This window comes from Bacteroides sp. (assembly GCF_030151085.1).
Classification (GTDB): domain Bacteria; phylum Bacteroidota; class Bacteroidia; order Bacteroidales; family Bacteroidaceae; genus Bacteroides.
In genome coordinates, this window is sequence record NZ_JASLER010000060.1 from 52917 (window position 1) to 77334 (window position 24418).

The following is a 24418-nucleotide window of genomic DNA, read 5'->3' on the forward strand; positions in this document are numbered from 1 at the left end:
TCATAAGACAAAATAAAACGTCCCCTATGATGAATAAAATCATCTTAGGGGACGATATAGTAGCTAAATTTATTAGAAATACAAGCCGAATCCGACCTTTAGGCCAAACTTGGAACGGTCGTCATTTACATTCCAGTAAGCAGCAGGTTCAATAGTTACTGTACGGGTAATGAAAAAAGCATAACCTGCCTCCAAGCCAAATGATACCTTCGTATCATCACTGCCACTCCAGTCCCAACGATCTAAATTCACATCAGCACCAAGATATACACCTATCTTGTTGAAATAATAACGTCCACCGACACCGAGAGTATAGACATCAATATCAGAACCACCGGCATTCCAAGAAGCACCGGCATTTACCAACAGTGCAACGTTGTCCAGCAAGAATGCACCACCTTTAGCCTCAAGGCCAAAACTCGTCTTGTCAGTTCCTGTGTCATGTGATAGTTCTAAACCTGTGATTGACGGATTTACAATCCATTTTCCTTTTTCAAACTGTGCCTGAGCTGCTACTGTGACAACGATCAAGCAAACGAATAATGCAAGTTTTTTCATCTTGTTTGGTTTTTGAGTAAATTAATGTAGTTTATTATCTTCTTCACGCCGTTTCCTCTGTAGCTCTTCCTTCTTACGAAGAACCAGCCACAACACTAAAACAATAATATAGGAAACAGCAACGGTAACATACTTTTCTGTATTACTGATTTCTGTATTACGGGGCAAGAAATATGCCGCAGTTGCAGTAACATAAATAAGTAAGGCCAAAGTTAAGCCGGTAGATTTTTTAAATTTTTTCATTACCAAAGTTTTTTAGTCGTCTTAAAATACCAGATATTAAACCAGATGGCTGCTATTACCACAGCCAGAATACCAATAATTCCGGATGCCTGCGGCTTAACCCCAAATCCTTCAGGTGCCACGCAGATATACGTAGTACATACTGCCGTCATAAATAGTGCGGGAAGATAAGTAACATAAAAAATATGTCCCTTTTTCTCACGCACCAAATAAACAGTAATTGCCCATAAAGTAAAAACAGCCAATGTCTGGTTGGTCCATGCAAAGTAACGCCAGATCATATCGAAACCATCCTTATCACGCATGCTGTAAAGCAAAAGTGCAATCGCTACAACAAACATAGGAATACATATATATAAACGACGGCACATAGACTTTTGTTCCAATCCCAAGAAATCTGCTACTATAAGACGAGCTGAACGGAAAGCCGTATCGCCACTGGTGATTGGGGCCGCAATCACCCCAAGAATAGCCAGTACACCTCCTACAGTTCCCAGCCAATTTTTAGTGATAGCATCTACTACAACGGCGGCATTCGTCTCGCCCATTCCGTTTTCATGAAAGAAGTATGTAGCGGCAGCAGCCCATATCAAAGCAACAATACCTTCGGTGATCATCGCCCCATAAAATACCGGACGGCCATGACGCTCGCTTGTCATACAACGTGCCATAAGCGGACTTTGTGTAGCATGAAAACCACTAATTGCTCCGCAGGCAATACTGACAAACATAATTGGGAAGATAGGCAGTAAAGCAGCATTAGGGTGTGTATTCTGTATACCCTCCCAAATTTCGGGCAAAACAGGATGGTGTACATAAAGCATTACCAAAATTCCCACAGCCATAAATAGTAAAGCTACAGCAAAAAGTGGATATATCTTACCTATAATCTTATCAACAGGTAGTAAAGTAGCCAATATATAATAAGCAAAAACAACAATAATCCAGAAAGTAGTATCCAGATGTTCAGGCGTCAGTTTTGCCAATAGCCCTGCGGGGCCAGCTACAAACACAGCTCCTACCAATATCATCAGGATTACTGTAAAGCCACGCATTACTTGTTTGGTGGTCAATCCCAGATAACGCCCGATGATTTCCGGGAGGCTTTCACCACCATAACGCAAAGAAAGCATACCGGCAAAATAATCATGTACCGCACCGGCAAAAATACTTCCAAATACAATCCATAGATAAGAGGCAGTACCGAATTTGGCTCCCATAATAGCCCCAAAGATTGGTCCCAAGCCAGCAATATTGAGGAATTGAATCATAAAAATTTTCCACGTAGGCAAAGGAATATAGTCAACCCCATCAGTTTTTGTCAAAGCGGGAGTCTTTCGGTCATCCGGACCGAATATGCGCTCAATAAAACGTCCATAAACAAAATAACCCACAATCAATGTCAACAAACAAAGTGTAAATGTAATCATGACGTGTTAATCTTTTTAAGTATGCAAATGTAATAGTTTCTATCTAAACTCCACAAATTTATCAGGTGTTTTGCTTATCTTCGCCCCAATTTAGTTAAGTTCAGCTTCGCTAAAAGTTGAAAACGGAAAATTTTATATGAAACGAATAATCTTTATCTTATTATATATTGCATTCATCCTACCTCTTGCCGCACAACCTCCCAAATATGAGGTACGCGCAGCATGGATCACCGCCGTTTATGGACTGGATTGGCCCCGCACTCGTGCCACTTCTCCCGAAGGCATACGCAAGCAACAGGACGAGCTTATCGAGATACTGGACAAGCTTAAAGCTGCCAATTTCAATACGATACTATTTCAGACCCGGACTCGTGGAGACGTGCTCTACAAGTCTTCCATCGAACCTTATAACTCCATATTGACGGGCAAAACCGGAGGTAATCCCGGTTATGATCCACTTGAATTTGCCGTTCAAGAATGCCATAAACGGGGAATGGAATGCCATGCTTGGATGGTGACTATCCCTTTAGGAAACCGCAAGCATGTCGCCGCTTTAGGCAATGAATCGGTAACCAAAAGGAAATCGGATATTTGCGTACCCTATAAACGTGAATATTTCCTCAATCCCGGTCATCCGCAAACCAAAGAATACTTGATGAGCCTGGTACGTGAGGTAGTAGAGCGTTACGATGTAGACGGAGTACACTTCGATTACCTGCGTTATCCGGAGAATGCACCCCGCTTTCCTGATAGTTACGATTATAAGAAGTACAGCAACGGACGCAGCCTCGCCCAATGGAGACGGGATAATATCACAGAAATTGTACGCTATATATATAAAGGTGTAAAAGCCCTGAAACCGTGGGTAAAAGTAAGTACTTGCCCTGTAGGAAAATATCGTGATACTTCCCGATACTCTTCACGCGGATGGAATGCTTTCCATACGGTTAACCAAGATGTAGAAGGATGGTTGGGAGAAGGCATTCAAGACCAGGTTTATCCTATGATGTATTTCCGTGGCAACGGTTTTTATCCTTTCGCTCTCGACTGGAAAGAGCAAAGTAACGGACGACAGATTATCCCCGGACTCGGCATTTATTTCCTCCATCCTGATGAAGGAAACTGGACCATAGATGAAATAGAGCGCCAGATTAATTTTATCCGTGCGCAAAAGCTGGATGGCGAAGCGCATTATCGCGTCAAGTATTTGATGGATAATACCCAGAATCTTTATGATATTTTGGAAGAAAATTATTATACCGCTCAAGCCTTGCAACCCGCTATGCCGTGGATTGATAATGTCCCTCCCACTGCTCCTACCAATCTTAGTATTGAGCATCAAGGAGATGGCTACACTTTACTGCGCTGGCAACCTGCTACCGATAATGATAAGCGAAACGCACCGACTTATGTCATCTACGGTTCGGATACTTTTCCGGTAGATACCTCCAACCCTGAAAACATTCTGGCACAACGTGTACAGGGTACAGAGTTCCTATATGCTCCGATACGCCCGTGGACAACTAAGAAATATTTTGCCGTTACGGCTATAGATCGCTGCGGAAACGAAAGTAAAAGTAGCCAAATACTTCACGCAAAAAATTGATTTATAGTCTTATTCATTTCTTGAATACCTTTGCAGTCTCTGACATGCATGGACGTAGTATATCTCTCATTAGTACTTAACGCCTCAGAGTCGTATATCGAGAGATGAAAAGATCCGGGTCTATTTATAAAAAAGTTCCGGGTCTTTTAGGGTAAAAGATGGGGATCTTTTTGTGTAATACATCCGGATCTTTTCATCTCTCGGTATAAGACTTTAATACCTTAGGTATAGATGTGTTTTCCACACGGTATAGATACCTTAAAGGATAGAACAAGTAAATCAGAAAACTCATTTTACATTTCCCGTCGTACTTACATAACATAATACATAAGCACAATACCGGCTTTTCGGCGTAACCGGTACTAACGGAAGATAACCGGAAACCAGACGTCCGTTCTCAATCACAATAGGATACCTTGCCATCGCTTTTTTATGTACGTCCTGCAAAGCTTCGTTCGTAGGATAATAATCAATTTTAAAGTTACCGGTTGTGCCCGGCGCTACATAATTTTCACGAAACAGATGTGCCACTACCCCCATATTCATACGCAGATTGATCTCTACACAAGGATGAATGAGATAGCTTCCTTCTTCATCACGACAAACCATCATATCTACACCCAGATATCCTGTATAAGCTTCTCCAAACACCGTGGATAACAACTTCTGTACCCTTTCACGTACCCGCACCAAAGTATCCAATGGAAAATAAGCAGTTATCCAGCTCTCCACCTGTTCTGGAGATACCAACAGATTGCCAAGGTAGGCTCCTGTTCCATTAGTCGAGAAGAGAGAATAACCGGTAAAAAGTATCTTACCATGCCCGTCGGAATAAAATTCAAGAGCAAAATCTTCGACCTTATTACATACAGGTTGCCCGATAATACCTTGCTGTTCATTCAAGACATGACGACACCAACCTGTAATGGAATCAGTAAATTTCCCGTTGCACCAATTCAGTCCTTTACCGCTACCTGACCAAGGCGCTTTCAGTACTGTACGTTCATATTTCTCTACGAATTCCTTACAATCGGAAATATCATTCAGATAGTAAGAAGTACCGCAACAATTCTCAATGCCATTGAATCCTTCAAGCACCACCATCGCTAACTCACGGGAAGACAAGTTACGGAGTTTTTTCAATTCTTCAGGTGTAGGAAGTTTATGCTCCGCAATGCCACCTTTCAACATACATTTGCGAAAAGCCGGATTCCATCCCCAAGGCATTATTTGTGCTTCGGCATATTCCGGTAATTCAGGTTTTGTAATTAGTTGTACCGGCAAAGAGAAAAGTTGCTGCATCGTTTTCAAATAAGCTGCATTATAGGCTGAGGGTGCCAAGACTGCACTTCCGGGCTGTGCATACCACATTGGCAATAAAGCCAAATCTTGCTCCATTTGCCGGATAGAAGCAGGAGCCATATAATTTTCGTCATTATGGGCAAGTGCCATATCCGAGTCCGGATTGAAAACGTAAAGGTTCATTATATTATAGTTCATTATTTTTTCGTACTACAAAATTACAGAGAAAAAGCATAGCAGCCAAATATATAAAACTTCACTAAGAAAAAGATAATTTGCCATCTCTACTTTGCAAATACATAATAAAGTTGTATATTTGTCGCCCGATAAACCGAATATAAAGCATGGAGTCATTCTACCGTACACACGCCTTTCTCGTAGAGCATACTAACGCCCCTGTCCGCCGCGATCTCATGGATGAGATAAACTGGAACGACCGCCTTATCGGTATCAAAGGTACCCGTGGCGTAGGTAAAACTACATTTCTCTTGCAATATGCCAAAGAAAAATTTGGTACAGACCGTTCCTGTCTTTTTATCAATATGAATAACTTCTACTTCTCCGGACATAGCATTATAGAGTTTGCTACTGAATTTCAGCGTCGGGGTGGAAAAGTATTATTGATAGACCAAGTTTTTAAATATCCCGACTGGAGCAAAGAATTGCGCATGTGTTACGATCGCTTTCCAAACTTGAAAATCGTATTCACCGGTTCATCCGTGATGCGTTTGAAAGAAGAAAACCTGGAATTGCGTGACATCGTCAAGAGCTATAATCTACGTGGTTTCTCATTCCGTGAATATCTGAACTTACAAACAGGCATGAAGTTTCGTGCTTATACGCTCGAAGAGATATTGAGCAATCACGAACTCATTGCCAAAGGCATACTTTCCAAAGTGCGTCCGCTGGATTTCTTTCAAGATTATATGCACCACGGATTCTATCCTTTCTTCCTTGAAAAGCGTAACTTTTCAGAGAATCTGCTTAAAACCATGAATATGATGGTAGAAGTAGATATCCTGCTCATTAAACAAATTGAGCTGAAATACCTTTCGAAAATTAAGAAATTACTATATTTGCTGGCCGTAGACGGGCCGAAAGCTCCAAACGTAAGCCAACTGGCAAATGACATACAGACCTCACGTGCTACCGTGATGAACTACATCAAATATCTGGCAGACGCACGCCTCATCAACATGGTATATCCCAAGGGAGAAGAGTTCCCCAAGAAACCATCGAAGATTATGATGCATAACTCTAACCTGATGTTTTCTATCTATCCCGTAAAGGTGGAAGAACAAGATGTACTCGAAACATTCTTTGCAAACACCTTATGGAAAGACCATAAAGTGACCAAAGGCGATAAGAACATCTCGTTCATGGTAGACGAAATAATGCCGTTCCGGATTTGTATGGAAGGAACAAAAATAAAAAACAACCCGGGAGTAACCTATGCAATGCATAAGGCCGAAATCGGACGAGGTAATCAGATTCCTTTGTGGATGTTTGGTTTCCTATATTAATTGAGAGATATTTTTTACTTAATAAATTCAATTTAGTTATGACTAAACAGAAGAAATTCATTACTTGTGATGGTAACCAAGCTGCTGCGCATATCTCGTATATGTTCTCTGAAGTAGCTGCTATCTACCCCATCACTCCCTCTTCTACGATGGCTGAATACGTAGACGAATGGGCTGCCGCAGGCCGCAAGAACATCTTCGGCGAAACAGTATTGGTACAGGAAATGCAATCGGAAGCTGGAGCTGCCGGTGCTGTACACGGATCTTTGCAAGCAGGTGCGCTGACTTCAACGTACACAGCTTCTCAGGGTCTGTTGCTGATGATCCCGAATATGTACAAGATAGCCGGTGAATTCCTGCCTTGTGTGTTCCACGTATCAGCACGTACATTGGCTAGCCACGCTCTGTGTATCTTCGGTGACCACCAGGATGTTATGTCAACTCGTATGACTGGTTTCGCTATGTTGGCCGAAGGTTCTGTACAGGAAGTGATGGACTTGTCTGGTGTTGCTCACTTGGCAACTATCAAATCTCGTGTACCGTTCGTTAACTTCTTCGACGGTTTCCGTACTTCTCACGAAATTCAAAAGATCGAGATGTTGGAAAACGATGACCTTGCTCCGCTGCTTGACCAAGAAGCATTGGCCGAATTCCGTGCTCGTGCATTGAACCCAATGAATCCGGTTGCTCGTGGTATGGCTGAAAACCCTGATCACTTCTTCCAACACCGCGAATCATGCAATAGCTTCTACACTACAGTTCCTGAAATTGTAGAAGATTACATGAATGAAATTTCTAAGATCACCGGTCGTAAATATGGACTGTTCGATTACTATGGTGCAGAAGATGCAGAACGCGTTATCATCGCTATGGGTTCTGTAACAGAAGCTGCCCGTGAAGCTATCGACCACCTCGTTGCCAATGGCGAAAAGGTAGGTTTGGTTGCTGTTCACTTGTATCGTCCATTCTCTGCAAAACACTTCCTGGCTGCTGTGCCTAAGACTGCTAAGACTATTGCAGTACTTGACCGTACCAAGGAACCGGGTGCTAACGGTGAGCCGTTGTATCTCGACGTAAAAGACTGCTATTATGGTGCAGAAAATGCTCCGGTTATCGTTGGCGGTCGTTATGGTTTGGGTTCTAAGGACACTACTCCTGCTCAGATCATCGCTGTATTCAAGAACTTGGCTTTACCGATGCCGAAGAACCACTTTACTGTAGGTATTGTAGACGACGTTACTTTCACCTCTCTTCCTCAAGAAGAAGAAATCGCATTGGGTGGTGCCAGCGTATTCGAAGCTAAATTCTACGGTTTGGGTGCTGACGGTACAGTAGGTGCTAACAAGAACTCTGTTAAGATTATCGGTGACAACACCAATAAACACTGTCAGGCTTACTTCTCATACGACTCTAAGAAGTCAGGTGGTTTCACATGTTCGCACTTGCGTTTCGGTGATACTCCTATCCGTTCTACTTACTTGGTAAATACTCCGAACTTCGTTGCTTGTCACGTTCAGGCTTATCTGCACATGTACGATGTAACTCGTGGTTTGCGTAAGAACGGCTCTTTCTTGCTGAACACTATCTGGGAAGGTGAAGACTTGGCTAAGAACTTGCCTAACAAAGTGAAGAAATACTTCGCTCAAAATAATATCTCTGTTTATTATATCAACGCAACTCAGATTGCACAGGAAATTGGTTTGGGTAACCGTACCAATACGATCCTTCAGTCTGCATTCTTCCGTATCACAGGTGTAATTCCTGTAGAACAAGCTGTTGAGCAGATGAAGAAGTTCATCGTTAAGTCTTACGGTAAGAAGGGTGAAGATGTAGTTAACAAGAACTACGCTGCCGTTGACCGTGGTGGTGAATACAAACAACTGACTATCGATCCGGCTTGGGCTAACTTGGCAGATGATGCTAAGGCAACCAACAACGATCCTGCATTTATCAACGAAGTAGTTCGTCCTATCAATGCACAAGACGGTGACTTGTTGCCGGTATCTGCTTTCAAGGGTATCGAAGACGGTACTTGGATACAAGGTACTTCTCAATACGAGAAACGTGGTGTTGCTGCTTTCGTTCCTGAATGGGAACCTGAAAACTGTATTCAGTGTAACAAATGTGCATACGTTTGTCCTCACGCTTCAATCCGTCCATTCGTTCTCGATGCAGAAGAACAGAAGGGTGCTAACTTCCCGATGTTGAAGGCTGTAGGTAAAGCATTTGATGGTATGACTTTCCGTATTCAGGTAGACGTACTCGACTGTCTGGGTTGCGGTAACTGTGCCGACATTTGTCCGGGTAACCCGAAGAAGGGTGGCAAAGCTCTGTCTATGAAGCATCTTGAAAGCCAATTGGCACAAGCTGAAAACTGGACTTACTGTGCTGAAAACGTGAAGAGCAAACAACACTTGGTTGACATCAAGGCTAACGTGAAGAACTCACAGTTCGCTACTCCGTTGTTCGAATTCTCCGGCGCTTGTTCAGGTTGTGGTGAAACTCCGTATGTGAAGCTGATTACTCAGTTGTTCGGTGACCGTGAAATGGTTGCTAACGCTACCGGATGTTCTTCTATCTACTCCGGTTCAGTTCCTTCTACTCCTTATACTAAGAATGAAAAGGGTCACGGTCCTGCTTGGGCTAACTCTTTGTTCGAAGACTTCTGCGAATTCGGTTTGGGTATGGAGCTTGCAAACGAAAAGATGCGTGCCCGTATCGTGAAACTGTTCAACGAAATCCTGTCTAAGGACAACGCTCCTGCTGAAGCTAAAGAAGTGCTGAAAGCATGGATTGAAAACATGTACGATGCAGACAAGACTAAAGAACTTGCTCCTCAAATCGAGGCTATCATCGAACAAGGCGTTGCTGCCGGTTGTCCGATCAGCAAGGAACTGAAGGGATTGACTCAATACTTGGTAAAACGCAGCCAGTGGATCATTGGTGGTGACGGTGCTTCTTACGACATCGGTTACGGCGGTCTCGACCATGTAATCGCTTCCGGCAAAGACGTTAACATCATGGTACTTGATACAGAGGTTTACTCTAACACAGGTGGTCAGTCTTCTAAGGCTACTCCGGTAGGTGCAATCGCTAAATTTGCTGCATCAGGTAAACGTGTACGTAAGAAAGACCTCGGTCTGATGGCTACTACTTACGGTTATGTATATGTTGCTCAAATCGCTATGGGTGCTGACCAAGCTCAGACTTTGAAGGCTATCCGCGAAGCAGAAGCATATCCCGGACCATCACTCATTATCGCTTACGCTCCGTGTATCAACCACGGTTTGAAGGCTGGTATGGGTAAGAGCCAGGAAGAAGAAGAAAAGGCTGTTGCATGTGGCTACTGGCACTTGTGGCGCTACAACCCGGCTTTGGAAGCTGAAGGCAAGAATCCGTTCACGCTGGATAGCAAAGAGCCGAACTGGGCCGACTTCCAACCATTCTTGAAGAATGAGGTTCGTTATTCTTCATTGATGAAGCAATATCCTGCTGAAGCCGGTGAACTGTTCCAAGCAGCTGAAGACAATGCTAAATGGCGTTTCAACAACTACAAGCGTCTGGCTAACCAAGCTTGGGGTGTTGCTGAATAATTGATATCTGATTAAGATTTCGATAAATCTCCAAAAGGGGAAAGGATTGATAAGGTTCTTTCCCCTTTTTCTTTTTATCTTTACGAAAAAAATAAATACTATGTACGAATGGGCTAAAGAAATGAATTGTGCCGTAACCGTATGCGACACAGAAGGGAACATACTTTATATGAATAATAAAGCATGCAATACGTTTGCGAAGTATGGTGACTTAATTGGAAAGAATCTCTTTGATTGTCACAGTCCGAAATCTATTGAAAAGATAAAGGATATGCTGGCTAATGGAGGAAGTAACTGCTACACCATTGAAAAAAATGGAATAAAGAAAATGATTTATCAGACGGCATGGAAAGAAGACGATATAGTCAAAGGACTTGTTGAGATCTCAATGGAATTGCCGGGCGAGATGCCACACTACATACGCCAATAAAACTGGTCTTGCATATCTGCATTCACAAATAAAAGATATATCTTTGCTTGTTATCCGAAAATAAAATAATCGGAAACCAATTTCTTAACACTAAATACATCTTCATGAAAAAGAAGCTCCTACTCGCCCTGCTGCTTGCCGGGACAGCTTTCACCGGATATGCCGATGAAGCTAGATTGTTGCGCTTCCCCACTACCAACGGTTCGGAAGTAGTTTTCTCCTATGCAGGAGATTTATACAAAGCCCCTCTAACCGGTGGTGAAGCTCAAAGACTCACTTCGTACATCGGATATGAAATGTTTGCCCGTTTCTCACCCGACGGAAAATCTATTGCTTTTACAGGTGAATATGACGGAAATCGAGAAGTATACCTTCTTTCTGCTAACGGTGGAGAACCTCAACGACTCACCTATACCTCTACCAATAACCGCGATGACTTAGGCGACCGCATGGGTCCCAACAATGTAGTAATGACCTGGAGTCCCGATGGAAAACAAATAGTTTACCGCAATCGTATCAGCGACGGATTCATGGGTAAACTCTGGACTATCTCCAAAGATGGCGGCATGTCCGAAGCTATTCCATTGCCTGAAGGTGGCTTCTGTAGTTACTCTCCCGATGGCAAGAAACTGGCCTACAACCGTGTGTTCCGCGAATTCCGCACCTGGAAATATTATAAAGGCGGTATGGCGGACGATATCTGGATTTATGATCCCGCTACTCAAAAAGTAGAGAATGTTACCAATAACATCGCCCAAGATATAATGCCTATGTGGATTGGTGATGAAATCTTCTTCATCTCCGACCGTGATCGCATCATGAACCTCTTCGTCTATAATACCCAAACCAAACAGACCGAAAAGGTAACAAACTTCACTGACTATGATGTGAAGTTCCCTAGTACAAACGGGAGAATCATCGTTTTCGAGAATGCCGGATATCTCTATAAATTCGATCCCAGCAGTCGTAAGGCCGAAAAAATCAATATCACATTGAATGCCGAAAACATCTATGCACGCAAAGAGATGAAAAAGGTGTCTGATGACATCAACACGGCAAGTCTCTCACCCGATGGAAGCAGACTGGCTTTAACAGCAAGAGGCGAAGTATTCGATGTTCCCGCTGAAAAAGGTGTAACCCGCAACATCACCCGTACACCCGGAGCCAACGACCGTGAGGCTAATTGGAGTCCTGACGGAAAATACATTGCCTATATCTCCGACCGTACCGGTGAAACAGAAATTTGGTTGCAATCAGCCGCAGGTGGCAACCCTACCCAACTGACCCAAAACAATGATACTTATATCCGTACTATGACATGGAGCCCGGACAGCAAAAAAGTACTCTATACTGACCGCAAGAACCGGATTGTATTAATAGACGTAGCTTCCAAAACCAAGAAGACTCTCATGCAGAACCCGATGGGTGAATATTACGGAGTAAGTTTCGCTCCCGATAGCCAATGGATAACTTACACAAAATCGGGTGAAAATGATATGAGCGTAGTCTATGTCTATAACTTGACATCAGGCAAAGAATACCCCATCACAGAAAAGTGGTATTCTTCTTCTTCCCCTGTGTTCAGCACCAACGGGAAATACCTAATCTTCTCTTCCGAACGTGACTTCAACCCTATTTATAGTGAGGTAGAGTGGAACTTTGCTTATAATCGTATGAGAGGTGTTTACCTTGCTCTATTAGCAAGCGATACCCCTTCCCCCTTCCTGCCCAAAGATGCAGAAGTGGAAATAAAAGCTGATACTCAGCAGCCTAAAGCAACAAACGATAAGAAAAAGTCGGTATCAGCAGAAAAACAAATAAATGATGCTACCACCGTAAAATTCGATCCTGAAGGTATTTCGGAACGCATTCTAAAACTGCCTTTAACAGCAGGTTATTATAGGAACTTTTACTCTGATGGAAAGAAAGTATGGTACTCCACCAATGGAGATACCAAATCATTCGATCTTGCCAAACAAAAAGAAGAGACCGTAGCCGAGGGTGCAGCTATGTCCATGGAAGCCGGATATCAGAAAGCACTCTTCTTCAAGGACAATAGCCTCTACGTTATCGACCCTCCCACAGGAAAAGCCACCTTGGACGAGGCTGTAAATCTGAATGATATGATTGCCCCCATAGACTATCCGCAAGAATGGGCACAGATTTATGATGAAGCATGGAGAGCTTACCGTGATGGATTCTATCTGGAAAACATGCACGGCGTAGACTGGAAAGCGTTAAAAGAAAAATATGCCGTGTTGCTGCCTTACGTTAAAACCCGTCTCGACCTGAACTACATCATCGGAGAGTTGATTGGCGAACTAGCTTGCGGACACGCTTACGTCAGTCCGGGCGAATACCCGTCTCCCAAACGCATCAAGATGGGATTATTGGGTGCAGAACTTAGTAAAGATAAGAGTGGATACTATCGTATCGAAAAGATTCTATCGGGTGCCAACTACCGCCCCGAACTTCGCTCTCCATTCACCGAACCGGGTATGAATGTGAAAGAGGGAGATTACATCATAGCCATTGATGACGTTCCAACTACTACCACTCAGAATGTATACAGCCTCTTGGCTGGCAAAGCCGGGGTTTTGACTGAACTAACTGTCAATAGCAGTCCTTCCGAAGCGGGTGCACGTAAAGTTGTGGTGAATCCGATAGACGATGAAGCTCCTTTGTATCACTACGATTGGGTGCAAAACAACATAAAGAAAGTAGAAAAAGCGACTAACGGACGTGTAGGTTATATCTATATCCCTGATATGGGACCGGAAGGTTTGAATGAATTTACCCGTTACTACTATCCGCAACTGGACAAAGAAGCATTGATTATTGACGACCGTGCCAATGGTGGCGGCAATATTTCGCCCATGGTTATCGAGCGTCTGCTTCGTGATCCGTATCGTTTGACGATGCGTCGTGGTTCCACAAAAGTGGGTACTATCCCCGAAGGTACTCAAGTAGGGCCAAAGGTATTGCTTATCAACAAATACTCAGCTTCGGATGGTGACTTATTCCCATGGAGCTTCAAGGCTACAAAAATCGGTACAGTAATCGGTACACGCACATGGGGTGGCATTGTAGGTATCAGTGGTTCATTACCTTATATGGATGGTACTGATATACGCGTTCCTTTCTTTACCAACTTCGATGCTAAGACCGGTCAATGGATTGTAGAGAATCATGGAGTAGATCCTGACATTCTCATTGATAACGACCCGATCAAAGAACAGATGGGTGTGGACGAACAATTGAACAAAGCTATTGAAGTAGCATTGGAGCAATTGAAAGACCGCAAGCCACTACCGGGAGTTCCCGCACCAAGAACAATGAAGGACTTGGGAGTAGAATAATTACTCCCGACGAAATAACTGAATAAGCTAAATCAAAAAATAGAGACTGTTTCTGAACCGGATTCAGTCTCTATTTGTTTTACAAAGAAAAAGAACGAACATTATGATTGGATTTGTTATCTGGATTGTTGGTGTAATACTGACTATCAAAGCAGCCATGGAAATGTGGCGATGGAGAAATGTTGCTACTGAAAAGAAGTTGGTAGCAATCATACTTGTAATTCTCACCAGTTGGATTGGCTTGGCAGTATATTACTTCTGGGGAAGAGATAATTTACAGCAAATGCTGAAATAAGATTCCATGCATTTACTCTTTAACACACGAGGTTGTTTTCTTTCAAAAACAACCTCGTATGCTTTCTATTTATTTGAGTTACTATCCTTTTCGCTTTAAGAAATCAGTGGGGCTTTCACCAAATTGCTCTTTATAACATTTCGTAAAATACGAAGGAGATGAGAAACCTACTTCGTATGCAATCTCCGATACCGTCATTTCAGAAGAGGCTAACAATGAGGCCGCTTTCTTTAATCTGATCTGACGTAATAACTCATTAGGAGAATAATTAGTGAGTGATTTCAACTTACGGTACAACTGTACGCGACTCATTCCCATGTCACGCCCTAAGTCCTCTACATTCAAGTCCGGTTCCTTCATTTTATCCTCGATAAGCGCTTTGAAGCGAGATACAAAGTCTTTATCAAGATCGCTGACAGACTCTTTCTCTATCGTTTGATTATCGCCTAAGAACTGCTTCAACTGCCGACGATTGGTAATAAGGTTACGAATACGGGATAACAGTAATTGCGAATTGAAAGGCTTGGATATATAAGAATCTGCCCCACCATCATATCCCAAGATACGTTGTTCATCCAAAGAACAGGCAGTAAGCAGAATAACCGGAATATGGCAAGTCTGTAACTCACTCTTCAAACGGCGGCAACATTCCACGCCATCCATACCGGGCATCATCACATCGGAGATAATGATATCAGGTACATATTTCATGGCAAGACGGATTCCGACAGCACCATCAGCAGCATCCAATACACGGAATTCTTTAGAAAGCAATGATTTCACATATGTACGGATATCAGCATTATCATCAATAATAAGTACAATCGGGCAATCAGCTTCTACCGCTTCTTCCCCTACCAGTATTTCCGTATCTACCAAAATAGACGAGACTTCTTTTTCTTCGGCAGGTAATGTTACGATTGTAGGATGGTATTGTGCAACATCTTGTTTGGGGAAAGTTACCATAAAAGTAGTCCCTTTCTCATTACTATGGGCAGCGATATTGCCACCATGCATCTCGACAAAAGCACGCACCAATGCCAAACCGATACCTGTACCAGCCTGATGACCGTCTACCTGATAGAAACGTTCGAATATGGCTTCCACATCGGTCGATGAAATATAACTGCCTGAATTAAAGATAGACAAACGATAGTTTTGTTCTTCCGCTTCCAAGCGTATATTTATCTTTCCATTCTCCGGTGTATATTTTACGGCATTGGAGAAGAGGTTGAAATAAATACGTTCCATTTTCTCCGCATCCGCCATCATCCGGTAGTCGGCATCGCCTGTTTCAAAGTTAAATGATATATGCTTCTTCAAAAGAGCCATACGGAAAGAGTCATTCCAACCTTGGAAACTATTCAATAGATCGAAAGGCTCCAAATGTAATTCCATACGCCCGTTTTCTACTTTACGGAAATCAAGAATCTGATTGACCAGGCGCAAAAGGATATATACATTCTTTTTCATCAGTTCCAATAACTGACGGGGTTGCTCATTAATTGTCTTATCGGAAAGAAGTTGTTCGATAGGATCGGCAATCAAAGTCAGCGGAGTACGGAAATCATGGGAAATATTGGTAAAGAATACGAGTTTGGCATGCGTTGCCGCTTCCAGTTCATGAGAAAGTTGTTGCAACTGTTCTTTCTGCTCTTCCAATAGTTCCGTTTGTTCTATCAACTGCGTCTTCTGCTCTTCCAGTTTCTTTTTCTGCAAAGATAACTCACGGTTCAAACGGCTCTTGGCTCGCAAAGAAAGATACACTGCTACCAACAAGCCAACCACCAACAAGAGAGCAACCAAACTGACCAAGAGCATACCTTGCTGGGTAGCATAACGTGTCAAGGTTTGATTGATCTTACCGTTCAGCATTTCAATCTTTCCATCAAGAGTACTGATATGACCGGTCTGCATCTTCATGATAAGTGCATTATCACGGTCCACGACTGAAGTATTGAGAAGGGTTTCGCGAGGAAAATCACGTTTATTCAGTATATCCATGGCAATCTGCATGACACGGTCGCCACCGGTAGGATAAATAAAAGTCGCATCCAGTTCACCGGCAAGTACTTGCTCCACTCCGTAACCTTCACCCGGGAGGGCATCAATACCCACAAAGCGAATATCCTTTTCACGATGCTGACGAACAGCTGCCGAATAAGCTCCGGCAGCCATACGGTCGTTTTGAGCATAGACCACATCTATCTGCGGATAAAGATTTAATAAATTGTTCATCTTTTCTTCCGCACGAACGCGAAGCCAAGCACCATCTTCTGTATCCAATAAGCGAATATCAGGATAGCCTGATATAGCCTTCATAAATCCCTGATGACGGTCAATGGCAGGAGTTGAGCCGACTAAGCCTGATATTTCGACGATGGTTCCCTTACCGTGCAACGTATTGGCAATGTAGTTTCCTACAGCTACTCCTATTTCATAATTATCGGCACCGACATAAGCCGTATATTTATCCGAGAGGATTTTCCGATCTACTACAATCACAGGAATACCCTGATTATACGCCTCTTCTACTACCGGAGTAATCGGTGCTGCTTCATTGGGAGCCACAATCAATAAATCGACTCCTTTATTTATGAAGTAGCGGATGTCTTCCGCCTGACGGGCATTATCATCGCCGGCAGTACGTATATCAACTTCCACATCATCATAGAAATTAGCTTCACGCAGTATCTCACTATTCATCTGATGACGCCATTCGTCTTCACTGCACTGAGAAACTCCAATACGGAAATGGGGCTCATGATGGGAACAAGAAAGAAGAATTCCCCATAGCACAATCAGAAAGGATAGCATACCAAAGTAGTGTACAAGTAGTTTTTTCATGGTATATTACAAATTGAGTTACAAAAATAGTCTAATATTTGAATTAGAAGGATATATCGGCCTTTAATTCTAAGATAAGAAAGCGTAAATAATTACCGTTCATACAATAACCCTATATCCGGTACTTTTTAGTACTTCGGGAAAAATAGCTAACTCAACATGTGATATCGCCATTTCCCGCTACATATAAGCACCCTATCTTTGCAACATCAAAAGAGATCAAACAAAACAAGAGTAATTACGTTGTGGAAAAATGAATAAAAACATTATGAAGAAGAGTTTTTTAATCTTAGTAGTATTGCTGATTTCAGGAATGATGTCAGCGCAAAACGGAGGAAATGATATGAAGAAGTTTGAAAGCCAATTGCCCCAAGAAGGCAGAGGAAATGTGCGTGTGGCTTACCAAGGTAAAGCCATCGACCAAATGATTTATGAGTTTATGGAAGAACAAGGAATACCGGGCATGACACTCGCCATCGTGCAGGCTCCCTATATTCCGCGCATTGTGGGTTATGGAGTTACCGACATTGAAAAAGGAAACCTTGCCGCAGCCAAAACACTTTGGCCTATCGGCCCCATCTCCCAAGGGTTCACTGCCGTTGCCATCATGCAACTTTATGAAAAAGGTAAACTGGATTTAAACGATCCTATCGGTAAATATCTGAAAGAGATTCCGGAACCCTGGAAATCTATCAGTATTCTGCAATTGATGCAGCATAGTTCGGGCATTGCGGACTATCGGGAACAGAAAGCATTCGATGTATCCGCCAATTACCAACCCGAGCAGTTAGTACAAATGGTAGCCACACTGCCTCTCGCATTCGATGCCGGCACTGACGTGAAACAGAGTGCAACCAACTTCTTACTATTGACCTCCATCATTGAAAAAGTAGCTAAGATGCCTTATCACGACTTCGTGAAAAAGCACCAAATAGACTATCTGGGACTGAAACAGACTTATTTCGGCGAAGATATTCCTAATGTGAAACAAGAAGATGTAACCACTACCGCCAATGTACACCAAACTTTCAAGAAAGATAAAGACTACATCAACCCTTCTGAAACAACAACCGGATATGTAGAAAAAGAAGGAAAACTGGTAGTTGCCCCTACAATCAGCCCGACCAGCCTGAAAGGTTTCGCAGACATTTGGGCCTCAGCCGAAAATGTAAGTCATTGGGACATAGGACTAGCAGGTAGTGTATTGATTGAGAAACCTGAAAACCGGGATATCATATACAAGCCTACCAAACTAGCAAATGGCAAGACCGTTCCGGCAATGGCAGGATGGCAATTCTACAATCATAAAGGCTTAATGGACATCAAAGGCAACGTCTCCGGTCATTCAGCATTCTTAAGCCGCTTTACCGATGCTTCCGAACTGGTATGCGTTACTCTACTCGCCAATAAAGAAGGAGTCGACCTCACCAATTTAGGACGTAAAATAGCCGCAGCTTTTGATAGTAGCAAAATGGGCACAGGCGCTAACGACGACTTGCTCTATACTTACGAAAGCCTATTCAGCGTAGACGAAACCATGTCCAAAATAGAAAAGGTTCTCAAAACTATGGGGATACCTGTATTCGCAAAGTTCGACCACGGTAAGAATGCCGAAGAAGTAGGTTTGAAGCTACGTCCCAATCAAGTAATAGTTTTCGGTTCTCCCAAAGTAGGTACAGCCTTGATGCAAGAGAACCCAAGCATTTCCATCGAATTACCCCTGAAAATTTCAGTATGGGAAGATAAGAACGGCAGTGTATGGGCCTCCTTCCCACAAATGAATCTGATGGCTGCCGAATATGACATGGAAAGCAATCCGGTAATTGGCAAGATGCAGGAACTTTTGGAGAAGATCGTTATAAAAGCTGCCAGTCAGTATTAAAAAAGAATCATTCAATTCTCGTTAACCAGTGATAATTCCCTTTTTCTGACCGTATCAACGGGAAAGAAAAAGGGAATTCTATTATTAAACCAATGAAAACTCTATCTTTATGCCCCCAGATATAAAAATTACATAGATTATGAAAATATTTTCTGCAATTCTCTTGACTCGTACCTTAGGGCAGCATTTATCTTTGCAACATAAACCATTGCGCAAAAGTTTATGAAAAGTAAAATGAAGTTTAAAATCGGAGAATTTTCCAAGCTCTGCCAAGTGACGGTGAAGACGCTCAGGCACTATGAAGAAAGAGGATTACTACAACCTTTCGAAGTAGATGAATGGACTGGATACCGTTATTACGACATCAGCCAGTTGAGACTGATGAACAAGATTGCTTATCTCAAGCAACTGGGATTCAGCCTTGATGAGATTGCCGAACTATTTGAGGCAGGCAAAGAATATCCGGATGCCGAGACCATAAAGAAGAAAGCCGACATCTGCCAAATCGAGATTAAGCGATTGACGAAACGGCAATCGGAACTTGTCCGACTTGGAAACATGCTCCAACAACCAGAAAACAAAATGGAAAAAGTATTTGAGAAGTCATTACCCAGCAGAGTATTTGCCACACACCGGCGTACAATTGATTCGTATCAGGAATTATTTAACTTATGTCCTAACATCATCGGACCTGAGATGCATCGTTTGGGATGCCAATGTCCCGAACCACAATACTGCTTCACAGTAGAGTACAACGATGAATATGGTGTAGACATAGATATAGAATTTTTTGAAGCTGTAGCCGAGAAAGGTACAGACTCCGAACTCATTAAATTCAAGGTACTTCCCGAAGTACCCCGTGCACTCTGCATTAACCATTACGGTCCATACGAGAATATGCCTCACACGTTTGCCGAACTGTATACCTATGCCGAAGCAAATGGTTACGAAGCGAGCGAACGTCCCCGCTTCTGTCAGATAGACGGTATCTGGAACAAAGAATCGGAAGAGGAGTGGTTAACAGAAATACAACTTCCCGTGAAGGGATAGTCCTAAAAAGCCTCATCCGATAAATGACGAATTTATCGGATGAGCTTATTTTTATTTCAACTTGTTTTTCAACACTTCCGGCAATTCCGGCATTGCACCACTCTGTGTGCAGACGTAGGCAGATACTTCTACTGCCAGTTTGTGTGCTTCAGGCACAGGTTTTCCACTCAATATGGCAGAAGTAAAAGCTGCTGTGAACGAATCACCCGCCCCTACCGTATCGGCTACCGGAACTCTTGGAGTCTCCTGAAAAGATACCACTCCCGGAGTAAATACATAACTTCCGTTTGTGCCGCAAGTCAGGATAAGCATCTTCAAATTGTATTTGGCAAGCAGTATCCAGCATTTGTCTTGAAGATCGATGCCCGGATAGCCGAAGATACGGCTGATGGTCACCAACTCTTCATCATTTATCTTAAGGACATTGCAGCGGCGCATGGATTCGCAAAGTATCTCTTTAGTATAAAATCCTTGGCGAAGATTAATATCGAATATCTTTATTTGCCCCTCAACATCGGGCATGGTATCGAGAAAACGATTGATAGTGTTGCGACTCACCTCATTGCGCTGCGCCAAAGAACCAAAGCAAACAGCACGGGTATTCAATGCCAGGCGTTTCAGTTCGTCGGTATAAGGAATATTATCCCATGCAACACCTTCTTTTATTTCATAGCAGGGCACACCAACCGCATCGAGAGTAACCTGCACGGTTCCGGTAGGATAAGGTACACGTTCTATTTGGGTACGCAAACCTTTTTGTCCGAATACCTTCAAAATTTCGTCTCCGTCGGCATCATTACCTACTGCACTGACCACGCGGCTATCAAAACCAAACTGTGATACATGATAAGCAAAGTTTGCCGGAGCACCACCTATTTTTTTCCCTTCGGGCAGCACATCCCAAAGTGCCTCACCCATTCCTACAACAATATTATTCATGGTAATTATAATTTAATAAATTCATTCATTTCACGTCTCTCCTTGATGGTGATAGCCTCTGTCGTTATGTGAGGCACCCTCTGTCGTTATGTGAGATAGCCTCAGTCGTTATGTGAGGTTGCCTCTGTCGTTATGTGAGGCTACCCCATCCAGAGAGTACTGTGAAGCCGCTTTTTACTTGATTTTTCATAAACAATGACATCAGCGCTTCATTTTTATCATATAGAAAAATAAGTACAATACGCCGACCGTCATCACAGCTACAGCCCCGCTTTGCCCCATGGCGTCACTAGCCAGTCCCATAGCAATAGGGAAGACCGTACCACCGAAAAGCCCCATTATCATCAGACCGGAAACTTCATTCTTCTTCTGCGGCATCGTCAGCAATGCCTGCGAGAAGATAACAGGGAAGATATTAGAATTACCAAAACCAATCAGGGCAATGCAAACATAAATCATCGTCTTATCCTGAAAGAAGAATAGTCCTGCCATTGCTGCCAACATACATAACACGCTGATACCTAAGAAGGTTCGTGAAGCAATCTTTTGGAGAATAAACGAACCGAGCAAACAACCCGCCGTACGAAAGATAAAATAAAGGCTGGTAGCAAAAGCCGCATCATCCAGCGTCATGCCCAAACGTTCCATTAATATCTTCGGGGCTGTAGTATTAGTACCCACGTCAATGCCCACATGACACATAATTCCGATAAAAGAAAGCAGGATGAACGGCTTACCCAAAAGTGCAAGGCATTGGGTAAAGGTAGACGGTTTGCCTTCTTCCTTCTCTTCGCTGATCGAAGTAGCGTTAAGTAGTAGAATAGCAACCACAGAGATCACCATATAAATAGGGAATAGTACCCGCCAACCCATGTCGAACGAAGGGATGACTTGCGTAGCACCCCACATGGCAATGTATGGAGCCAGAAAAGAAGCAATAGCCTTTACAAACTGTCCGAAGGTGAGGCTACTTGCCAGCTTCTCGCCACTTACGATATTAGAAAGTAATGGATTCAACGATGTTTGCATCAAAGCATTACCGATTCCCAATAAGGAAAAAGAGAGCAACATCAATGTATAGCTGTCGCCAAATATAGGCAGTAGTAAAGAAGCAAAGGTCACTATCAGACTGAGAAGTACTGTTTTCTTCCTTCCGATACGATTCATCAACATGCCGGTGGGCACAGAGAAGATAAGAAACCAAAAGAAAACGAGCGAAGGGAAGATATTTGCCTGGGCATCTGATAAGCCAAGGTCTGCCTTCACATAGTTGGATGCAATGCCCACAAGGTCAACAAAACCCATGGCAAAAAAGCAAAGCATCACAGGTATGAGCTTCATCAATGAGGCGTTTTTAGTATTTTCCATAATGTTGGATTTTTATTTTAAACTGAGTTTATAAACAGTGAATGAAGTTACAGCATAGCTTCCTCCCTTTGCATAAAAGCTGATGCGATTATAAGGTTCCGAGGGGAATACGAGGTTTGTCATAGCAATACGTCCGTCATTACCAAAAGCCTCGATACTCGACTTATCAACAAACAAGCGAAGCGTCATCTCGTCAGTTCCATCTACAGGAGCTACCGTTACTGCCGGGAATTCTTTGCTGAAAGCTACATCCCCACTCTTTGTGCGATCCATTGAGAATTGTTTTTCAACCACATTGTAGTACAGGTCTACTTCTTCACCCTTCGAATTGAAGAGCTGCATACCGATAACATCTGCATTCTTATTTTGAATAGTCATTTCTATTTCATAAGTACCGGTATTGTCGTTCAAGAGCTTATCTAAGTTATAGGTACGATCTACCTTGAATGTACGTTTCTTAGTACCTTTATCACGCATTTTCAGAAGTTCAGGAACAGGAGTCACTTTTACGTAAGTTTCTCCATCGGAGGTATAAAGCGAAAGGTCGCGAGGTACAGAGTTTGCACTACGATATTGCTTGGTAGGTACATCATTGGCATACTGCCAATTGCTCATCCATGCCAAGGCGATGTGACGACCTTCGGGAGCATTGCTCCAAGTAACAGTAGCATAATGATCTTTTCCCCAGTCCATCCATTTGGTCGTCTTCGGAGAGTCGTTCACGAAGGTCTTGCCATCAAAGTTGCCCACAAAATATTGGGTAGCACTACCGCCGAAAGGTCCTCCCGGATTGAGGTTACAAATCAACACCCATTTCTTCAACTCGGTATTCTCAATAGGGACTTCTATCAAATCGGGACATTCCCAAACGCCACCATGAGCGCCTTGTCCTTCACCAAAACTGCTCTCATAAGCCCAATCCTTCAGGTTAGGCGAAGAATAGATTTGCATCTCCTGCCCTACGGCAAGAATCATAATCCACTTTTGTGTGTCTTTATGCCAAATCACTTTAGGATCACGGAAGTCACGTTGAGTGGAAGTCAATATAGGATTCCGCGCATACTTTTTGAAGGTTTTGCCATTATCGAGGCTGTATGCCATACTTTGTACCTGGCGTTCGCTTGCTGAGGTATAGAATGCAACGATAGCTCCGGCACCAAATCCGGCGGTATTGTCTTTATCTACTACACACGAACCACTGAAGATAGTTCCCAATGCATCGGGCAATATAGCTTCCGGTTGATGTTCCCAGTTTATCAAATCCTTTGTAGTAGCGTGTCCCCAATGCATATTTCCCCACATTGAGCCGTATGGATTGTGTTGATAGAAAAGGTGATAAACACCATCTTTATATACCATTCCGTTAGGATCGTTCATCCAACCGTAAGCCGGCGTAAAGTGATAGACCGGACGAAACACTTCTCGGTTTGAAAAGTCGAATTCGTCAGCAAGCTTTATTTCATCCCAACACAATGCCGAATCAGCAATCAGTTGGAAGTTAAATGAAAGTTGCTTGTTTTCGAATCCGGTCATATCCACCGGAACAAAATAATCTATCTTATTAATAGCAAGACGCACATTCATGCTACGCACAACGTCATTATTAGCTATCATATACAATTTAGCTTCCGGTGAAGCTTCTTCTACCGGTAGCAACAGATACTTTCTTTGCTCATCTATTTGAACAATACTCTGTCCGTCACCTAAATGTTTAATCACGAAAGGAGGATTTACAGCCTGACATGTTATAACTGTAGCTGCTGCACCTATGATTAATACAGACAATAATCGATAAGTAGAACGCCAGATCTTTCTAAACTGAATCATGTTTTTTGGTATTAAGATTATAATAAATTTATATTTAATTATGGCACAAAGATAAGCGCTAAACTATTCTGAGGCTATCTATTTTGTTACAAAGTATAGTACAAATGTTACATATAAGACTCGTTATTAATTATCTCATAAAAACCAATCTATTTTCATGTAACTA

General features: G+C 42.8%; 16 protein-coding genes. 8 read left to right on the forward strand and 8 right to left on the reverse strand.

Annotation, left to right across the window (positions count from 1 at the left end):
- Positions 1-72 precede the first annotated feature (72 nt).
- From Q1W14_RS12480 to Q1W14_RS12490, 3 genes are read right to left on the reverse strand one after another with little or no spacing between them, the layout of a single operon-like run.
- Positions 73-558, reverse strand: coding sequence for an outer membrane beta-barrel protein (locus Q1W14_RS12480; RefSeq protein ID WP_300701849.1), 486 nt, complete (start codon positions 556-558; stop codon positions 73-75).
- Between the two features lie 21 nt (positions 559-579).
- Positions 580-801, reverse strand: a complete 222-nt coding sequence (locus Q1W14_RS12485) for a hypothetical protein (RefSeq protein ID WP_300701850.1) — start codon at positions 799-801, stop codon at positions 580-582.
- Entirely contained in the window at positions 801-2231 is a 1431-nt protein-coding gene (locus Q1W14_RS12490; RefSeq protein WP_300701852.1) for a carbon starvation CstA family protein, read from the reverse strand. Before Q1W14_RS12490 ends, Q1W14_RS12485 begins: the two co-directional genes overlap by 1 nt.
- Positions 2232-2367: 136 nt before the next feature.
- Here Q1W14_RS12490 and Q1W14_RS12495 point away from each other — a divergent pair, with 136 nt between their 5' ends.
- Entirely contained in the window at positions 2368-3837 is a 1470-nt protein-coding gene (locus tag Q1W14_RS12495) for a family 10 glycosylhydrolase (RefSeq protein ID WP_300701854.1), read from the forward strand.
- A 288-nt stretch (positions 3838-4125) separates the two neighbouring features.
- Here the strand turns inward: Q1W14_RS12495 and Q1W14_RS12500 are convergent, their stop codons facing one another.
- Positions 4126-5322, reverse strand: coding sequence for a hypothetical protein (locus Q1W14_RS12500; RefSeq protein ID WP_300701923.1), 1197 nt, complete (start codon positions 5320-5322; stop codon positions 4126-4128).
- 161 nt (positions 5323-5483) lie between these two features.
- On the opposite strand from Q1W14_RS12500, the gene Q1W14_RS12505 reads away from it, so the two are divergent.
- The 5 genes from Q1W14_RS12505 to Q1W14_RS12525 all read left to right on the forward strand — a co-directional run bounded on the left by Q1W14_RS12505 (position 5484) and on the right by Q1W14_RS12525 (position 14339).
- Complete coding sequence (locus tag Q1W14_RS12505; protein WP_300701855.1) at positions 5484-6662, forward strand: AAA family ATPase; 1179 nt, start codon at positions 5484-5486, stop codon at positions 6660-6662.
- Positions 6663-6700: 38 nt separating this feature from the next.
- Positions 6701-10255: a pyruvate:ferredoxin (flavodoxin) oxidoreductase gene (nifJ, locus tag Q1W14_RS12510; protein WP_300701856.1), complete on the forward strand. Its 3555-nt coding sequence runs from the start codon at positions 6701-6703 to the stop codon at positions 10253-10255.
- Between the two features lie 100 nt (positions 10256-10355).
- The gene (locus Q1W14_RS12515) at positions 10356-10685 is read left to right on the forward strand and encodes a PAS domain-containing protein (protein WP_300701857.1); all 330 of its coding nucleotides are present in this window, start codon (positions 10356-10358) and stop codon (positions 10683-10685) included.
- 104 nt (positions 10686-10789) lie between these two features.
- Complete coding sequence (locus tag Q1W14_RS12520; RefSeq protein ID WP_300701858.1) at positions 10790-14044, forward strand: S41 family peptidase; 3255 nt, start codon at positions 10790-10792, stop codon at positions 14042-14044.
- Positions 14045-14147: 103 nt separating this feature from the next.
- The gene (locus Q1W14_RS12525) at positions 14148-14339 is read left to right on the forward strand and encodes a hypothetical protein (protein ID WP_300701859.1); all 192 of its coding nucleotides are present in this window, start codon (positions 14148-14150) and stop codon (positions 14337-14339) included.
- A gap of 81 nt (positions 14340-14420) precedes the next feature.
- On the opposite strand, the gene Q1W14_RS12530 is transcribed toward Q1W14_RS12525, so the two are convergent.
- On the reverse strand, positions 14421-17186 hold the full coding sequence (locus Q1W14_RS12530) for a substrate-binding domain-containing protein (RefSeq protein WP_300701861.1): 2766 nt from the start codon (positions 17184-17186) through the stop codon (positions 14421-14423).
- 268 nt (positions 17187-17454) lie between these two features.
- On the opposite strand from Q1W14_RS12530, the gene Q1W14_RS12535 reads away from it, so the two are divergent.
- Entirely contained in the window at positions 17455-19068 is a 1614-nt protein-coding gene (locus Q1W14_RS12535; RefSeq protein WP_300701862.1) for a serine hydrolase, read from the forward strand.
- A 222-nt stretch (positions 19069-19290) separates the two neighbouring features.
- Positions 19291-20118, forward strand: a complete 828-nt coding sequence (locus Q1W14_RS12540) for a MerR family transcriptional regulator (RefSeq protein WP_300701864.1) — start codon at positions 19291-19293, stop codon at positions 20116-20118.
- Between the two features lie 51 nt (positions 20119-20169).
- On the opposite strand, the gene Q1W14_RS12545 is transcribed toward Q1W14_RS12540, so the two are convergent.
- From Q1W14_RS12545 to Q1W14_RS12555, 3 genes are all read right to left on the reverse strand, one after another.
- Entirely contained in the window at positions 20170-21057 is an 888-nt protein-coding gene (locus tag Q1W14_RS12545; RefSeq protein ID WP_300701865.1) for a carbohydrate kinase, read from the reverse strand.
- 201 nt (positions 21058-21258) lie between these two features.
- Complete coding sequence (locus Q1W14_RS12550; protein ID WP_300701866.1) at positions 21259-22425, reverse strand: MFS transporter; 1167 nt, start codon at positions 22423-22425, stop codon at positions 21259-21261.
- 12 nt (positions 22426-22437) lie between these two features.
- Entirely contained in the window at positions 22438-24252 is a 1815-nt protein-coding gene (locus Q1W14_RS12555; RefSeq protein WP_300701867.1) for a GH32 C-terminal domain-containing protein, read from the reverse strand.
- Positions 24253-24418: the final 166 nt, after the last annotated feature.

Coding starts and splice junctions, on each gene's coding strand:
- Q1W14_RS12480 (WP_300701849.1), bottom strand. CDS start 558: ATGAAAAAACTTGCATTATTCGTTTGCTTGATCGTTGTCACAGTAGCA.
- Q1W14_RS12485 (WP_300701850.1), bottom strand. CDS start 801: ATGAAAAAATTTAAAAAATCTACCGGCTTAACTTTGGCCTTACTTATT.
- Q1W14_RS12490 (WP_300701852.1), bottom strand. CDS start 2,231: ATGATTACATTTACACTTTGTTTGTTGACATTGATTGTGGGTTATTTT.
- Q1W14_RS12495 (WP_300701854.1), top strand. CDS start 2,368: ATGAAACGAATAATCTTTATCTTATTATATATTGCATTCATCCTACCT.
- Q1W14_RS12500 (WP_300701923.1), bottom strand. CDS start 5,322: ATGAACCTTTACGTTTTCAATCCGGACTCGGATATGGCACTTGCCCAT.
- Q1W14_RS12505 (WP_300701855.1), top strand. CDS start 5,484: ATGGAGTCATTCTACCGTACACACGCCTTTCTCGTAGAGCATACTAAC.
- nifJ (WP_300701856.1), top strand. CDS start 6,701: ATGACTAAACAGAAGAAATTCATTACTTGTGATGGTAACCAAGCTGCT.
- Q1W14_RS12515 (WP_300701857.1), top strand. CDS start 10,356: ATGTACGAATGGGCTAAAGAAATGAATTGTGCCGTAACCGTATGCGAC.
- Q1W14_RS12520 (WP_300701858.1), top strand. CDS start 10,790: ATGAAAAAGAAGCTCCTACTCGCCCTGCTGCTTGCCGGGACAGCTTTC.
- Q1W14_RS12525 (WP_300701859.1), top strand. CDS start 14,148: ATGATTGGATTTGTTATCTGGATTGTTGGTGTAATACTGACTATCAAA.
- Q1W14_RS12530 (WP_300701861.1), bottom strand. CDS start 17,186: ATGAAAAAACTACTTGTACACTACTTTGGTATGCTATCCTTTCTGATT.
- Q1W14_RS12535 (WP_300701862.1), top strand. CDS start 17,455: ATGAAGAAGAGTTTTTTAATCTTAGTAGTATTGCTGATTTCAGGAATG.
- Q1W14_RS12540 (WP_300701864.1), top strand. CDS start 19,291: ATGAAAAGTAAAATGAAGTTTAAAATCGGAGAATTTTCCAAGCTCTGC.
- Q1W14_RS12545 (WP_300701865.1), bottom strand. CDS start 21,057: ATGAATAATATTGTTGTAGGAATGGGTGAGGCACTTTGGGATGTGCTG.
- Q1W14_RS12550 (WP_300701866.1), bottom strand. CDS start 22,425: ATGGAAAATACTAAAAACGCCTCATTGATGAAGCTCATACCTGTGATG.
- Q1W14_RS12555 (WP_300701867.1), bottom strand. CDS start 24,252: ATGATTCAGTTTAGAAAGATCTGGCGTTCTACTTATCGATTATTGTCT.